The organism is Paenibacillus phytohabitans (assembly GCF_013141775.1).
GTDB lineage: Bacteria > Bacillota > Bacilli > Paenibacillales > Paenibacillaceae > Paenibacillus_AQ > Paenibacillus_AQ phytohabitans.
The window spans coordinates 295,075-310,059 of sequence record NZ_WHOB01000062.1; the positions used below are offsets into that span (position 1 = coordinate 295,075).

General features: G+C 51.4%; 14 protein-coding genes. 13 read left to right on the forward strand and 1 reads right to left on the reverse strand.

What is annotated here, in order from left to right:
* Window positions 1-41 precede the first annotated feature (41 nt).
* Window positions 42-224: a hypothetical protein gene (locus GC101_RS21620; protein ID WP_042211579.1), complete on the reverse strand. Its 183-nt coding sequence runs from the start codon at window positions 222-224 to the stop codon at window positions 42-44.
* A 184-nt stretch (window positions 225-408) separates the two neighbouring features.
* Between GC101_RS21620 and GC101_RS21625 the strand changes: the two genes are divergently transcribed.
* From GC101_RS21625 to aroF, 13 genes are all read left to right on the forward strand, one after another.
* A complete protein-coding gene (locus GC101_RS21625; protein WP_042135152.1) occupies window positions 409-1,251 on the forward strand; it encodes an SPFH domain-containing protein in 843 nt (280 codons plus the stop codon).
* A 12-nt stretch (window positions 1,252-1,263) separates the two neighbouring features.
* Entirely contained in the window at window positions 1,264-1,437 is a 174-nt protein-coding gene (locus GC101_RS21630) for a type II toxin-antitoxin system antitoxin (protein ID WP_039303331.1), read from the forward strand.
* Between the two features lie 440 nt (window positions 1,438-1,877).
* On the forward strand, window positions 1,878-3,815 hold the full coding sequence (gene thrS / locus GC101_RS21635; RefSeq protein WP_171718922.1) for a threonine--tRNA ligase: 1,938 nt from the start codon (window positions 1,878-1,880) through the stop codon (window positions 3,813-3,815).
* A 338-nt stretch (window positions 3,816-4,153) separates the two neighbouring features.
* Window positions 4,154-4,717 (forward strand): 3D domain-containing protein, encoded by a 564-nt coding sequence (locus tag GC101_RS36585; RefSeq protein WP_418793975.1) that lies wholly within the window; start codon window positions 4,154-4,156, stop codon window positions 4,715-4,717.
* A gap of 130 nt (window positions 4,718-4,847) precedes the next feature.
* Window positions 4,848-4,991, forward strand: coding sequence for a hypothetical protein (locus GC101_RS21645; protein WP_156118574.1), 144 nt, complete (start codon window positions 4,848-4,850; stop codon window positions 4,989-4,991).
* 243 nt (window positions 4,992-5,234) lie between these two features.
* Window positions 5,235-6,311: a cell wall-active antibiotics response protein LiaF gene (gene liaF, locus GC101_RS21650; protein ID WP_171718923.1), complete on the forward strand. Its 1,077-nt coding sequence runs from the start codon at window positions 5,235-5,237 to the stop codon at window positions 6,309-6,311.
* Window positions 6,312-7,382: a HAMP domain-containing sensor histidine kinase gene (locus GC101_RS21655; RefSeq protein WP_039303347.1), complete on the forward strand. Its 1,071-nt coding sequence runs from the start codon at window positions 6,312-6,314 to the stop codon at window positions 7,380-7,382. It abuts the gene before it with no gap.
* A complete protein-coding gene (locus GC101_RS21660; RefSeq protein ID WP_171718924.1) occupies window positions 7,379-8,032 on the forward strand; it encodes a response regulator in 654 nt (217 codons plus the stop codon). Before GC101_RS21655 ends, GC101_RS21660 begins: the two co-directional genes overlap by 4 nt.
* 460 nt (window positions 8,033-8,492) lie before the next feature.
* Window positions 8,493-10,184: a S1C family serine protease gene (locus tag GC101_RS21665; RefSeq protein WP_171718925.1), complete on the forward strand. Its 1,692-nt coding sequence runs from the start codon at window positions 8,493-8,495 to the stop codon at window positions 10,182-10,184.
* 122 nt (window positions 10,185-10,306) lie between these two features.
* Entirely contained in the window at window positions 10,307-10,993 is a 687-nt protein-coding gene (locus GC101_RS21670; RefSeq protein WP_042135165.1) for a response regulator transcription factor, read from the forward strand.
* A gap of 1 nt (window position 10,994) precedes the next feature.
* On the forward strand, window positions 10,995-12,443 hold the full coding sequence (locus tag GC101_RS21675) for a sensor histidine kinase (RefSeq protein WP_171718926.1): 1,449 nt from the start codon (window positions 10,995-10,997) through the stop codon (window positions 12,441-12,443).
* Between the two features lie 56 nt (window positions 12,444-12,499).
* Window positions 12,500-13,456, forward strand: coding sequence for a 4-hydroxy-3-methylbut-2-enyl diphosphate reductase (locus GC101_RS21680; RefSeq protein ID WP_171718927.1), 957 nt, complete (start codon window positions 12,500-12,502; stop codon window positions 13,454-13,456).
* Between the two features lie 244 nt (window positions 13,457-13,700).
* Window positions 13,701-14,747 carry a 3-deoxy-7-phosphoheptulonate synthase gene (gene aroF / locus GC101_RS21685; protein ID WP_171718928.1) on the forward strand — a complete coding sequence of 349 codons (1,047 nt, stop codon included), beginning with the start codon at window positions 13,701-13,703 and terminating at the stop codon, window positions 14,745-14,747.
* Window positions 14,748-14,985: the final 238 nt, after the last annotated feature.

A 14,985-nucleotide genomic window follows, 5' to 3' on the forward strand; every position in this document is an offset into this window, starting at 1 on the left:
GGATGCTCAGGCTTGTCCAGCCCAGACCATAATACGTCCCGTTATTTCACTGCAGCTTCCCATTTGCAGCGGATGGGGGAGACAATCGCATTTTCTTTTTTGAGTTCGGTGAAGGCCTTGTCGACCGCTTTGCGTTCCAGTCCCGACAGCTTTTCGACTTCTCCAGCCGTTACAGGAGCCGGTGAAGCTTTAATGATTTCCAGTACTTGATCCTTAACACTCATGAATTACACATCCTTTGGAGTAATGGATTGGTCTATCCTGATGCTTCGTAACATCCGTAATGTCAGACAAATTATAAAAGAAAAACGGCAAAGAGGCAGTGATTTTTTTACAATAGTAGTTTACAGTTGTATCCAAAAGTGATATCATAATTATATCAAATACATATCTAATGGAGGCATCTTTATGAAAGAGAAAACATTGCATCCTGTCAGCGGATTCTGGGTTGTGGCTCTAATTGCCATTTGTATCGGGGGCGGAATTTACGGTGCCGTTCAGGAATACGTGGCATTGCCTGTCATCCTGTTTGTTGCAGCCGGTATTCTATGTACGAGTATTACCGTCGTTCAGCCGAACAAGTCAGTGGTCGTGACCTTCTTTGGCCAATATGTCGGTACGATTGCAACCAGCGGGTTGTTCGCTGTCATTCCGTTCAGCATCCGCAAGACCGTATCACTGCGGGTCCGCAACTTCAACAGCGTGAAGCTGAAGGTCAATGATGTGGAAGGTAATCCGATTGAGATTGCTGCGGTGATTGTATTCAAGGTCATTAATTCGGCCAAAGCGCTGTTTGATGTAGATAAGTATATGGCGTTTGTGGAAATTCAGAGTGAAACGGCGCTGCGTCATGTGGCAAGCAAATACCCCTACGATAACTTCAATGAGACTGGCATGTCCCTGCGGGCCAATGCCGATGAGATTGCCAAAGAACTGGCGGTGGAGCTGCAGGAGCGTCTGTCCTTATCCGGCGTAGAAGTGATCGAAGCCCGCCTGACCCATCTGGCCTACTCCACAGAGATTGCCAGTACGATGCTGCAGCGCCAGCAGGCTTCGGCCATTCTGTCTGCACGCCAGATCATCGTGGAAGGTGCAGTCGGCATGGTGGATCTGGCGATCCGCCAGCTCAAAGAGAGCGGTGTAGTTGAACTGGACGAAGAACGCAAAGCGGCGATGATCAACAATCTGATGGTGGCGATTGTGTCGGAGCGCGGAGCGAGCCCGGTTATTAACGCCGGCTCGTTGTACTAAGGCGGTAATATTATGGCGGCCAAAAAAAGCTTTCCGCTGCGGATCGATCCCGAACTGCACGAAGCGCTGGAACGTTGGGCGGGAGAAGAATTTCGCAGCGTAAACGGACATATCGAATACTTGCTGCGTGAGTCTTTGAAGCGCGCAGGCCGCTTGCCGGGTAAGAAACGCCGGGAAGAAGAATGAACAGCCTGGGGCGGCGGCGCTTCAGACTTGTATGACATGCCGGTTCCACTTGACGGAAGATAAGCTGAGATTTATAATTACCGTAATTCACGTTATCAGCTTCGACAAAGATATGAATCGATGTTCAGGACCGCTTCAGAGAGAGGAAACCTCAGGCTGCAATTTCCTCCGGTACCGGCTTTTGATTTACCCCTTTGTAGCTGCGGTTATGAATTCCTGGGATGTCCGTTTACGGACATCATTACGCAGGATAGTAAGAACCGCCGGTTCATGGCCGTTATCTCCATGCTGACGAAGGATTCTATTCTGCAATGCCGCTGCTCTGCAGCAGCTTTTGCATAATGGCATCGAATTTGGGTGGAACCACGGGTGCAATCACTCGTCCCTTTGCGGGACGGGTGTTTTTTGTGTGCAGAAGCTAACTTTTAGGAGGAAGAAAAATGTCAGTAAATATCAAACTTCCGGACGGTTCGGTCCGGGAATATGCCGATGGCAGTAGCATTGATGATGTAGCAGCCTCGATCAGCAGCGGACTGCGCAAGAATGCCGCAGCAGGTAAGATCAACGGAATCGTCGTGGATCTGTCCACTCAGCTGCAGGAAGGCGATCTTGTAGAGATCGTTACCCTGGATTCCCCGGAAGGCCTGGAAGTGATGCGTCACAGTACAGCTCACCTTATGGCCCAGGCGGTAAGACGCCTGTTCGGGACTATGGAAGTTAAGCTCGGAGTAGGTCCGGTCATTGAAGACGGCTTCTATTATGATATGGATCTGGAGCATCCGCTTAATCCGGAGGATCTGCTGAAGATTGAGAAGGAAATGGAGCGTATCGTTTCAGAGAACCTGCCGATTGTCCGCCATGAGGTGAGCCGCCAGGAAGCACTGGACAGATTCGGCGAGCTGGCTGATCCTTACAAGCTGGAGCTGATCCAGGCGCTGCCGGAAGACAGTGTGATTACAATCTATGAACAGGGCGAATTCTTCGACCTCTGCCGTGGTCCGCATTTGCCGTCCACTGCGAAGATCAAAGTGTTCAAGCTGATGAACGTAGCCGGTGCCTACTGGCGCGGAGACAGCAAGAACAAGATGCTGCAGCGCGTATACGGAACAGCCTGGATCAAGAAGGCCCAGCTTGACGAGCATCTGCGCCTGCTGGAGGAAGCGAAGAAACGCGATCACCGTAAGCTGGGCAAGGAACTGGAAATCTTCACCTTCAACCAGCTGGTTGGACAAGGCCTGCCGATCTGGCTGCCTAAGGGCGCCAAGCTGCGCAGCATTCTGGAGCGCTATATTGTAGATCTGGAAGCCAGCCTTGGTTACCAGCATGTCTACACTCCTGTACTGGGTAATGTAGAGCTGTACAAGACTTCTGGACATTGGGAACACTACCAGGAAGACATGTTCCCTAAGATGACTATCGATAATGAGGAGTTCGTGCTCCGTCCAATGAACTGCCCGCATCACATGATGATCTATAAGAGCTCGATGCACAGCTACCGCGATCTGCCGATCCGTATTGCCGAGCTGGGTATCCAGCACCGTTATGAAATGTCGGGAGCCCTGACAGGCCTGCACCGTGTCCGTTCGATGACACTGAATGATTCGCATATCTTCTGCCGTCTGGACCAGATCAAAGGCGAGTTCATCCGCGTGCTGGAGCTGATCAAGCAGGTATACAGCGACTTTGGGATTGAAGATTACCGTTTCCGCCTCTCTTACCGGGACCCTAAGGATACAGAGAAGTATTATGCCAATGATGAGATGTGGGAGACTGCACAGCGCATGCTGCGTGAGGTTGTCGAAGAGGCCGGCCTGCCGTTCTACGAAGCCGAAGGCGAAGCAGCCTTCTATGGGCCGAAGCTGGATGTTCAGATCAAAACAGTATTGGGCAAGGAAGAAACACTGTCGACTGTACAGATCGACTTCCTGCTGCCTGAACGCTTTGAGCTGGAATATGTCGGTGATGACGGGCAAAAGCATCGTCCGGTTGTCCTGCACCGCGGGATTCTAGGAACAATGGAACGTTTCGTAGCGTTCCTGCTGGAGAACTTTGCCGGATCACTGCCGCTGTGGCTGTCTCCGCAGCAGGTGAAGATTATTCCGGTATCCTCGGCCTTTGATGAATATGCGAAGGAAGTGGCTGCCAAGCTGCTGCGCAGCGGCATCCGCGCCGAAGTCGATTTGCGCAATGAGAAAATGGGTTACAAAATCCGTGAAGCACAGCTGGAGAAACTTCCATATATGTTCGTTGTAGGCGAGAATGAAATGAATGCCGGCAGCGTGTCGATCCGCAAACGCGGAGAAGGCGACATTGGCGCCAAACCGCTGCAGGAAGTCATCGATTCGCTTGGACAGGAAATTGCGGAACGTATAATCTAAAGCATACACAAGCTGTTAATAGTACGTATAATTACCAATAAATAGCCTCTGTTATAAGCCGCGTGGGACCGCTATTATCCGGTTTCAGGTATAAAATTTTGTGAAACGGGAAACCTTCGCTATATGGGGAGGTTTAACTAATGAACAAAATGGGCTTATACCAGAGGTTTTGGTGTCTTTTCGTCACCATCGTGCTTCTGCTGACAGCAGCCGGGATCTACCCGGATTATTCGCGCAAATCGGCACAGGCAAGAGGGACGGAAGACACTGCAGGACAACTGAGTGCAGTCACCACGAATTCTCAGGTTCAGCGTCAAGAGGCAGGTTCGGCATCCCGTCTGGGAGGCTCTTCGCGGTTAAGACAGCCGGTTACCGTTCAGGCTCCTAAGCCAGCACAGGTGCCGGAAAGTAAGCCGAAGGCGAAGGCAGCCGCCAAGCAGCCGGATTCGGTACCGGTAGCTGCACCTGCGCCGGAGCAGATCATCACTTCAATGAAAGTAACAGCGACCGGCTATACGGCCGGATACGAATCCACAGGCAAGACCGCGAAGCATCCACAGTACGGAATTACGTATTCGGGTGTCAAGGTACGCCGGGACAAGAATGCCGTATCCACCATTGCTGCGGACCCGAAAGTTCTGCCTTTGGGAAGTATTTTATATATACCGGGTTACGGATATGCTATAGTGGCCGACACCGGTTCGGCGATTAAAGGGCGGAAGATTGACCTGTACTTCAGCACCACCAAGCAGGTGTATAAGGAATGGGGCAAGAAGACTGTTGTCGTCCAGCTCATCAAACGAGGCAACGGAAAATGTACGGAGAGTATGCTGAAAAGTCTTGGACATGCAATCCAGACCTATAACGCAGTGCCGCAATATTTGCTGGAAGAGGTTATTTAAGGGTTGGACCGGCCTCACTGAGTTTGAATTATTTTTCACGTAAGCATGCATAATACGGCTTCACATTTCCCATAATATCGACTGGGGCAAGCGACTTGCCTCTTCCGAGATGAGGGAGGTGAACAATTCCGTGGCTAATTCCAAGAAACCAAAGGTACAAGAGAACTACAAAACACCGAATGAAAAATACAATGCTGAGTTTGCCGTTGAGAACGACGGTGCAACTACTAAGAGCAACACGTTCTCCAAACCGGTACAAAAACCGCAGCAGTAATGCTGGGGTTGCCGGTATGAGCATTTGAAGCGTCAAGGCTGTCCTCTCAAGTCCGGATTATGGGCTGGAAGGGCAGCTTTTTTATGGGCATCATACAATTTACGGAATATTCCAGCCGCCTCGGTCTGGAGACTGAGGCCTGTTTCCTTCTCACGCCGCTGTTCCCCGCCGCTTTCTTCCTGTAGACTAGGACTATAAGCGTGAAGAAGCAAAAGTTACACTAACTACTGGGGGGAATGACATATGAAACGACGGTTCACCAGCCAGGTGCTCGGCGGACTGATCCTTATCGGTCTGGGAGGCCTGTTCCTGCTAAGACAGATGGGCTACACTGATTTCAGCCTGGGTTCAATGATATCTACGTATTGGCCGGTTATTCTGATTATATTAGGGGTTAAACGCTTTCTGTCCCCGGACGATGAGCATTCGAGATTCTCTGCGACACTTGGCGGATTTTTCTTTCTGGCCATCGGTGTGTTTTTCCTGGGACGGAATTTAGAATGGTTTGACTTCTCGGCAGGCGATTTCTTCAAAATGCTGATCCCGGTTATGCTGATCGGCGGCGGTTTAGCTGTTATTTTCAAGCCGCGGGGCACAACGCCGCCGGTTCCGCCGGCACCACCGAATTTCTATCCGCCCGGACCGGGCAAAAGCCCGCTGGATGCGAAGCCTCCTGCACCGCTGGAATCGACGCTCGATGAGCAGTTTGAGCAGAAGTTCGGCAAATCTGCCGGTGCCGGCGGGCGGGACTGGAATGATTATCTGCACAAAGACATTGAGGATGAAGACGGAGAACAGGGAGTGTCCTCCTCTTCGGCGGATAACCGGTGGCAGGAGAAGCAGGAACGCCATGAACGCAGACGCCAGGAGCGTCAGGAACGCCATGCCCGCCGGCACGGCGAATGGCATGAGGAGTTTCAGGATTCCGGGCAGGACAAAGAAACGACGAACCGCTCGGCTTTTATCGGCGATGTCCATATGGGCCGTGAGCATTTCCAGCTAAAGCAAACCAACATTTCGCAGTTTATCGGGGATACAGTGCTGGATCTGACCAATGCGCAAATTCCTTACGGTGAGACTAAGATCAACATTTCCGCTTTTGTCGGTGATATTAAGGTTTATATTCCGGATGATATGAATCTAGGTGTATCGGTTATCGGCAGCTCGTTCATTGGTGATATGCAGGTGCTTGAGCAGTCGCGCAGCGGGTTCATGAGCAATGTGCAGTGCAAGACGCCTTATTATAAGGAAGCTGGTAAAAAAGTCCGCATTAACGTCAGCTGCTTCATCGGTGACATTAAAGTCAAAACGGTGGGCTAAATGGGGACGATCTTCAGCAATACCAAGTGGATGCTGCTGGTGTATTTCCTGCTTAGCGGCGGAGTAACTGCCGGACTGATGTATGCCGGGACATGCCTGGGCTATATCCGGGTGGTGGATACCAGCATGTGGCTGTACCTGTGTCTGGGCATTGTGCTCTTCACCGTGACTATCGGCTATATTGCCGGACAGCGGATTCAGCGGCGGATCGACCATCTGGACCTGAATATGCTGCAGGTGGCCAAAGGCAATCTGTCCGTACGGATGCCGGAGAGCGAAGACCAGTCTTTTGCCCGGGTATATCACGAATTCAATATTATGATGGATACTGTGGAGAAGAAGATGAAGCTCCTGCAGCAGCTTGGCGAACAGGAAGTCATTGAGAAGGAAAAGGCGGCGGAGAGCGCGGTACTGGAAGAGCGGAGGCGTATGGCCCGGGATCTGCATGATACGGTGAGCCAGCAGCTTTTTGCGATTCACATGTCCGCTTCTTCGCTGCCTAAAGTGCTTGAACGGAGCGCAGAGCATGGGCAGACGGTCATGGACCAGCTGATCAGCATGTCCCAGATGGCGCAGAAGCAAATGAGGGCATTGATCGCGCAGCTGCGTCCGGTGGAGCTGGAGGGGCGCAATCTGTTCGAGGCGCTGGAGAAATGGTTCCCGGATTACTGCCGCCAGAACGGGCTCAAGGGGGTAAAGGAGCTTGAACTGCAGGGTGAGCTATCCGAGGCGATTGAGCATCAGCTGTTCCTGATTATTCAGGAGTCGATGGCGAACATCGTGAAGCATGCCGGAGCACGGGTTGTCAGCCTGTCGCTGCGCGAGGTGCCGCGCCAGGTTGTGCTGAGCATCAGCGATGACGGGCAGGGCTTCGAGCAGGTGCAGCATAAACAGGGCTCCTACGGGCTAACCACCATGCGCGAGCGTGCCGAGAAGCTCGGCGGCCAGGTAGAGATTATCAGCCGCAAGGGGGCGGGAACGACGATCCGCGTACATATACCAAAGTTTGTGCAGGGCATCCCGGAGCCGGTTGATGCCGAATCTGAGCCTGATAGGGGGAGTACAGAATGAGTCTCATTAAAGTGCTGCTGGTGGATGATCATGATATGGTGCGGATGGGTCTCAAAACATATCTGATGCTTGATCCGATGTTTGAAGTTATAGGTGAGGCAGAGAACGGGCATAAGGCGCTTTGCATGCTGCGTGAACTGGGGCATGAGGCCCTGCCGGATCTGGTGCTGATGGATTTGATGATGCCGGTCATGAACGGGGCGGAGACAACGCGCGCAGTGCTGGCCGAATTCCCGGGCCTCAAAATTGTCATCCTCACCAGCTTCCTGGAGGATGATCTTGTTGTAGACGCGATCGAGGCAGGGGCGGTCAGCTATGTCCTCAAAACCGTCTCGGCAGAAGAGCTGATCTACGCGCTGCAAGGTGCGTACCGCGGTATGCCGGTGATGACCGGCGATGTCTCGCAGGCACTGACCCGAGGCATCCGCCAGCGTACCGTACAGGGTGACTCTTCCGGCTTGACCGAGCGGGAGAAGGAAGTGCTGCTGCTGATCGCTGAGGGCAAAACCAATAAAGATATCGGCGAGGAGCTGCATATCAGCATCAAGACGGTGAAGACGCATGTCAGCAACCTGCTGATGAAGTGTGAGCTGGATGACCGCACCCAGCTGGCAATCTACGCCCACCGTAAGGGCTGGGCGCAGAGTTAGCTCCTTCAGTTCAGTGAATCCTGCACAGAATACAACATTTTCCTCTACATATCATCTATAATCGAAAATTGTTGTACGAAAGGCAGCATTCCACCTCTTTCGAGCGGCTAAACGGGGCAATTCTTGTATTTCGTACAACAATTCTCCCTAACACCCCTGTTATCTGGTAGCGAAGTTGCAATTTGTACAACATTCATGCCTATTGTACGTATGCGTGAAGCGGTAACCTGCAATACCCCGGCGCTATAGCGCCGGGGTATTTACTTGTCCTCTACGTTCACCAATTGCCTCAACAACTGTATTTCCTGCGGTTCTCCCTCATATTCTCTTTTAATTGTTCATATCTTTTATCTCCGCTTAAATTGTTTTTAATGTGACCTTAAGGTTTAAAGTACAAAATAAGAACAAGAAAACAAATAACACTTTGCCGGATGCGGCAAAGCGCGGGAGGAAAGAAAACATGGACGATAACAAAAACAATTACAATCGTGAGAACAACTTCAATCGTGATAATGAACCGGGACCGCAGCGGGAATGGGACAGTAATGATAGCAGTAACTTTAACAACAATGGCAATAACAACAGTAACAGTAATTCATCAACCGAAGCAGGCTCCTCCTACTACTATTCTTATGGGCCGTTCAAATCCTTGAACAATGATGAGATGAATGGTGAAGATCCGCAGCATTACAACCGCCGGGAGCCGGAACGTGTAGAGATTTCACCTCCGCAGCCGGTCAAGTCTTTACCTTACAGCACTTCGCTCCGCACAACCGGATATGACGGAAATGGCGGAAATGGCGGACGCGGCGGTAACCCTCCTGAGGGAAGTAATGGCTGGCAGTATAACCGTAAGCCGAAGAAGCCGGTCAAGGCGGTACTTATCTCTTTTCTTGCCGGAATGATTGTATTATCGGGTTCGATGTTCATGGCGGACCGGGGCAACTGGTTCACAGGCGATCAGGCAGTTACAGCAGCCGTTACGAATACAGCAGCTAAGACAGCGAACGGAAGTGCTACCATTACGCCTTCCACTTCCACAGCAGCACTGGTTACCGGATCGGGTGATGTATCCAGCGTAGTGGATGGGGTGGGGCCGGCAGTTGTCAAAATTGAGACGCTGGTTAAATCAAGCAGCAGAAGCAGCAGTAATCCGAATATGAGCGATCCGTTCTCCCAGTTCTTCTTCGGTGATCAGTTCGGCGGCAGCGGATCTTCCGGCTCCAATTCAGAATCCCAGCCGGAATCCAACAATTCGGATTCATCCCAGCTTACTCCTTATGGAATCGGCACAGGCTTCATTTATAATTCAGACGGTTATATTCTGACCAACCAGCATGTGGTGGATAATGCAGATGTCATTCAGGTTACGGTTGACGGCAATACCAAACCTTATGAAGCGAAATTGCTTGGCTCCAGCAAAGATCTGGACTTGGCCGTGCTCAAAATTGAAGGGACGGACTTCCCTACAGTGGCGCTCGGTGATTCCGACAGCATTAAGGTAGGTTCAGAAGTCGTAGCGATTGGTAACCCGCAGGGCTTTGACCACACGGTTACAGCAGGTGTACTGAGTGCCAAGGGCCGCAGTATTGATATTAATGAAGAAGACGGAAGCGGCACACGCAATTACAAGAACCTGCTGCAGACGGATGCTTCGATTAATCCCGGGAACTCGGGCGGACCGCTGCTTAACATGAACGGTCAGGTCATTGGGATGAATGTGGCGGTTAGCACAGACTCCCAGGGTATCGGTTTTGCTATCGCGGTCAATACCATTAAAGAAGTTGTAGAGAAACTGGAAGCCAATCAGGAAATTCCGAAAGAACCGGTACCATTCATCGGCGCTTCGCTGATGACCATTACCGATGAAGTCGCTAAGCAAATGGGCACTGACCTTAAAGAAGGCTCCGTAGTCGCCGAGATTGTCTTCAAATCTCCAGCGTATACCGCCGACCTCCGCCCTTACGATATCATCACAGGTGTGAACGGTACGAACTATGCCACCAGCCAGGATCTGATTACTTACATCCAGACGCTCAAAGTTGGCGATCAGGTGACACTGAATGTGGTTCGTGACGGTAAGAAGCTGGATCTTCCGGTAACAATCGGCAACAAAAATGATTTTGACACGACTCAAACTCAGAAGCAATAAACACACCGGACGGTGAGCAGCACAGCGGAAGGGGAGACCCTTCCGTTTTTGCTGCATAGGCTGCGGATAAACGGATTCATGATACAATATAGATATATGAACTGAACAATGGGGGCTGCTTGATGCGACCGAATATTTTAATTATTGATGACGATGAGAAAATTATATCCATGCTGCGCCGCGGGCTTGCCTTTGAAGGGTATGATGTCAAAACAGCCGCTAACGGGGCAGATGGGCTGCGTGCTGTTCTGAACAGTGATCCGGATGTGGTTATCCTGGATGTAATGATGCCGCAAGTGGACGGGTTCGAGGTCTGCCGCCGTCTGCGTGAGGGCGGAAGCAGTGTTCCGGTACTTATGCTGACGGCCAAGGACGAGATTGAACACCGGGTCAAAGGGCTCGATCTGGGTGCAGACGATTACCTGGTGAAGCCGTTTGCTCTGGAGGAGCTGCTTGCCCGGGTACGGGCACTGCTCCGGCGCAAAAGTGAGCAGGGCGGAGGCTCGGACCAGGCGGTTTCCTATGAGGATATCACACTGGATGTAGATTCGCGTGAGGTGACGCGTGCAGGCAAACGTCTGGAGCTGACGGCGAAGGAATTCGAACTGCTGCATCTGTTCATGCAGAACCCGAAGCGGGTGCTGTCCCGTGATCTGATCATGGACAAGATCTGGGGTTACGATTACAGCGGTGAATCCAACGTGCTGGAGGTATACATCGCAATGCTGCGCCAGAAGACGGAAGAGCATGGCGGCAAAAGGCTGATTCAAACGATCCGGGGAGCCGGCTACATCCTAAGAGGTGACTAATATGTCTATACGTTTGCGGCTGACTGCCTGGTATTCAGGGATTCTGGCCATTATGCTGCTGGCTTTGTCCGCGTTAATCTACGGGTTTGTCTATATTAATACGTACGGTGACTTGAAGGACCGGCTTAAAGAGCAGTCCAATCAGGTCCAGCTGAAAACGGGTTTGAATTATGACGGCACCTTGCAGCCCATTCTTGGAGGTCCTGCTGGTCAAAGCCTGTTTGCCCAAATGTACATTTATGATCTGAACAAGCTGATTCCCAGTCCTAATATGACGGAGATCAATCTGGAATTTAAAATCCCTGCGAAGGAAAGCCTCAATAGCCAGCAAGGATTCCAGCAGGCCTCTTACGGCGGCAACCCTTTTCTGATCTATCAGAAAGCAGTTCCGGTTAACGTTAATAACAGCAGCATGCCTGCTGTTCTCCAGGTTGCTGTTTATACAGGAGAACAAGTTACCTTGCTCAACAGGCTGAAGAATATTCTGCTTGCCGGTTCCTTCGCCACCTTACTAGCAGCCTTCACCTTCGGGCTCTTCCTCGCCCGCAAAGCAATGAGTCCGATCGGCAAGGTTATTGAGGCGGCAAACGGGATACAGACCGGGACGGATTTGAGCTCGCGCATTGAATACGACGGGCCGCAGGATGAGATCGGCCGGCTGATCGATACGGTCAACAACATGCTTGGGCGGATGGAGGGCTTCTATACAGGGCTGGAGGAGGCTTATGCCACTCAGCGCCGCTTTGTATCCGATGCTTCGCATGAACTCCGGACACCGCTTACAACGATACGGGGCAACATAGATCTGCTGCAGAAGATCTGGGAGATGGAGCCGGATGACAGCCGGATGACCGAGGCGGAAATCCGCCAGCTCTCCATTGAATCGGTGAAGGATATTGCTGATGAATCCAAGCGTATGAGCCGGCTGGTGGCGGATATGCTCTCTCTGGCCAGAGCGGATACAGGCCGGACCTTTGATATAGAGCCGGTAGCGCTGGAGCCGATGATGACCGAAGTAGCACGCCGTGCTTCCTTCCTGCCGCGTCAGGCCGAGTGGTCTGTGGGCGAAATGGGCCAGTTGAACGGCAAATATATTCTTGGCAACAAGGATTATCTGCAGCAGATGCTGTTCATCTTCATTGATAATGCCTTTAAATACACACCTGCGGGTGAGGTTACGCTGGATGCCGTCTTTTATCAGAACCAGGTGGGAATCCGTATCTCGGATACCGGAATCGGGATGGACAAGGACGAAGTGCCGCATATCTTTGACCGTTTCTACCGTGCGGATGAATCCAGAGGGATTACCGAAGGGATCGGTCTGGGGCTGTCCATCGCCAAATGGATAATTGATGAGCACGGCGGTTCTGTAGAGGTGGTCACACGGCAGGGGGAAGGGACGACTTTTGTGATCTGGATGCCGCTTCTCTTTGCCCCGCCGCTGGAATAGGGTATAATTAAACGGTTCCTATTACAGCAGTCATTGACAGCAGAAAGCGGTGAATCATGGAAGTCATCAAAATTTCTCCCCGGGGCTATTGCTACGGCGTCGTCGATGCTATGGTAATGGCACGGCAGGCCGCACAAAATCTTGATTTGCCACGGCCGATTTATATATTGGGCATGATTGTGCATAACAGCCATGTCACGAACTCCTTTGAGGATGACGGAATCATTACGCTGGACGGGCATAACCGTCTGGATATTTTGGATAAAATAGAAAGCGGGACGGTTATTTTCACTGCTCATGGTGTGTCGCCCGAGGTACGCAAGATAGCACGGGCCAAAGGGTTAACCACAGTCGATGCCACTTGTCCCGATGTAACAAAGACTCATGACCTCATCAAGGAAAAGGTTGAAGAGGGCTACGAGGTTATCTACATCGGCAAGAAAGGCCATCCTGAGCCGGAAGGTGCGGTGGGGATTGCCCCTGAACATGTCCATCTGATTGAGAAGGAAGATGAAATTGCCGGTCTCTCGGTCCCTTCCTCGCGTATTGTAATTACGAATCAGACCACCATGAGCCAGTGGGATATTAAGCATATTATGAAAAAGCTGCTGGAGACCTTCCCGGGAGCCGAGGTCCATAATGAGATCTGTATGGCGACCCAGGTCCGCCAGGAAGCGGTAGCGGAGCAGGCAGGCCAGTGTGAGCTGGTCATTGTTGTCGGTGATCCGCGCAGTAATAACTCTAACCGACTGGCACAGGTGTCGGAGGAAATTGCCGGCGTACCGGCTCACCGGATCTCAGATGTATCTGAACTGAATAGGGATTGGCTGAAGGGGATTACCAAGGTAGGGGTAACCTCAGGTGCGTCTACGCCAACACCGATTACCAAGGAAGTTATCAATTATCTGGAGCAGTATGACGAAGCGAACCCTGATACGTGGGAGATCAAGCGTACGGTGAATATGGCGAAGCTTCTGCCGCCTGTGAAGAACAAGAGTGCGAGTGCTACCTGACTTGATAGCAAAGATGAACTTATAGAATAGGTATAGCGGCAGTGCGGCCTGTATTCAGGTGTGCTGCCGTTTTTTCGTCCCCCGGCGGTTTTGTTATATATACTATTGGGGTTGACTGGAACAGAAACTTGCGGTAAAATCACTTTAGTGCTTAAAAGCGTACACGCGTCGTAGCGAGATAGTATCAAATTTGATTGATTATACCCGTTTATAAGAATAAGTGTCCAAAAAGGGGAGCTATAATATGATCGTTATTACATCCAACCAAACACCGCAGGATCAGGTAAATGATATTATTGCCGTAATTGAAAAAGAAGGCTTGCAGGTACATCTCTCAAGGGGAGCAGATCATACTGTAATCGGTCTTGTCGGCGGCGTGACGCCGAAGCTGGCCGAGCATCTGCGCCAGATGAAGGGCGTCGAGAATGTCGTGAAGATTACCAAGTCTTATAAGCTGGCAAGCCGTGATTTCCATCCGGAGGATACGGTTATCGATATCCGCGGGGTGAAGATCGGCGGAGAGAATCTCGTTATTATGGGCGGTCCTTGTGCCGTGGAATCCCCGGAGCAGATTGATGAAATCGCACGGCTGGTTAAAGCTTCCGGCGGCCAGGTGCTGCGCGGCGGTGCTTTCAAGCCGCGTACCGGACCTTACAGCTTCCAGGGTGTAGGCGTGGAAGGTCTTACGATGATGGCTGAAGCCGGCAAGCGCCACGGCCTGCTGACCATCACGGAAGTGATGACGCCGGAGTATGTGGATATCTGTGCGGAGCATGCGGATATTCTGCAGGTAGGCACACGTAACATGCAGAACTTTGACCTGCTGCGCAAGCTGGGAACCTGCGGGCGTCCTGTCCTGCTGAAACGCGGTTTCAGTGCGACTTACGATGAGCTGCTGAACGCAGCGGAATACATTCTCGCCGGGGGCAACCGTGATGTTATGTTATGTGAGCGCGGAATCCGGACTTTTGAAACCTATACACGCAATACGCTGGATCTATCAGCTATTCCTGTGCTGCAGAACCTCAGCCATCTGCCGGTGATTTCCGATCCAAGCCATGGCACTGGACGCCGTGAGCTGGTTGCGCCTATGGCCAAGGCTTCGGTTGCTGCGGGAGCCAATGGTCTGATCATCGAGATGCATACCGACCCTGATAATTCCATGACAGGTGACGGAGTACAGTCTCTGTTCCCGGAACAGTTCGACAGCCTGCTTAGAGATCTTGAGAAGCTGGCGCCGCTTGTCGGACGCAAGTTCTCTCCTTCACTGGAAGCAGCCCCGGTAATTTAAACTTCTGAGTGCGAATTAGCTTCTTACAGGCTCTCTTCTCCCGCTTTGGGCGGAGGAAGGGGGCTATTTTTATTGAATATGGGACAAAGGTGACATGGGAATCGGATGAACTGAGTTTTTTCACCAAAGCGTCAGAATATCTTACATTGTCGTAAGAAATACCTGACATAAGCATTGACGATGTTAGGTTTGAGATTTATAATGACGACAGCCAAAAAATAAAAACAAGAACATTTGA

What these genes read in the sequence shown, in the direction of transcription:
- GC101_RS21620 (WP_042211579.1), bottom strand. Translation starts at nt 224, where the DNA reads ATGAGTGTTAAGGATCAAGTACTGGAAATCATTAAAGCTTCACCGGCT.
- GC101_RS21625 (WP_042135152.1), top strand. Translation starts at nt 409, where the DNA reads ATGAAAGAGAAAACATTGCATCCTGTCAGCGGATTCTGGGTTGTGGCT.
- GC101_RS21630 (WP_039303331.1), top strand. Translation starts at nt 1,264, where the DNA reads ATGGCGGCCAAAAAAAGCTTTCCGCTGCGGATCGATCCCGAACTGCAC.
- thrS (WP_171718922.1), top strand. Translation starts at nt 1,878, where the DNA reads ATGTCAGTAAATATCAAACTTCCGGACGGTTCGGTCCGGGAATATGCC.
- liaF (WP_171718923.1), top strand. Translation starts at nt 5,235, where the DNA reads ATGAAACGACGGTTCACCAGCCAGGTGCTCGGCGGACTGATCCTTATC.
- GC101_RS21655 (WP_039303347.1), top strand. Translation starts at nt 6,312, where the DNA reads ATGGGGACGATCTTCAGCAATACCAAGTGGATGCTGCTGGTGTATTTC.
- GC101_RS21660 (WP_171718924.1), top strand. Translation starts at nt 7,379, where the DNA reads ATGAGTCTCATTAAAGTGCTGCTGGTGGATGATCATGATATGGTGCGG.
- GC101_RS21665 (WP_171718925.1), top strand. Translation starts at nt 8,493, where the DNA reads ATGGACGATAACAAAAACAATTACAATCGTGAGAACAACTTCAATCGT.
- GC101_RS21670 (WP_042135165.1), top strand. Translation starts at nt 10,307, where the DNA reads ATGCGACCGAATATTTTAATTATTGATGACGATGAGAAAATTATATCC.
- GC101_RS21675 (WP_171718926.1), top strand. Translation starts at nt 10,995, where the DNA reads ATGTCTATACGTTTGCGGCTGACTGCCTGGTATTCAGGGATTCTGGCC.
- GC101_RS21680 (WP_171718927.1), top strand. Translation starts at nt 12,500, where the DNA reads ATGGAAGTCATCAAAATTTCTCCCCGGGGCTATTGCTACGGCGTCGTC.
- aroF (WP_171718928.1), top strand. Translation starts at nt 13,701, where the DNA reads ATGATCGTTATTACATCCAACCAAACACCGCAGGATCAGGTAAATGAT.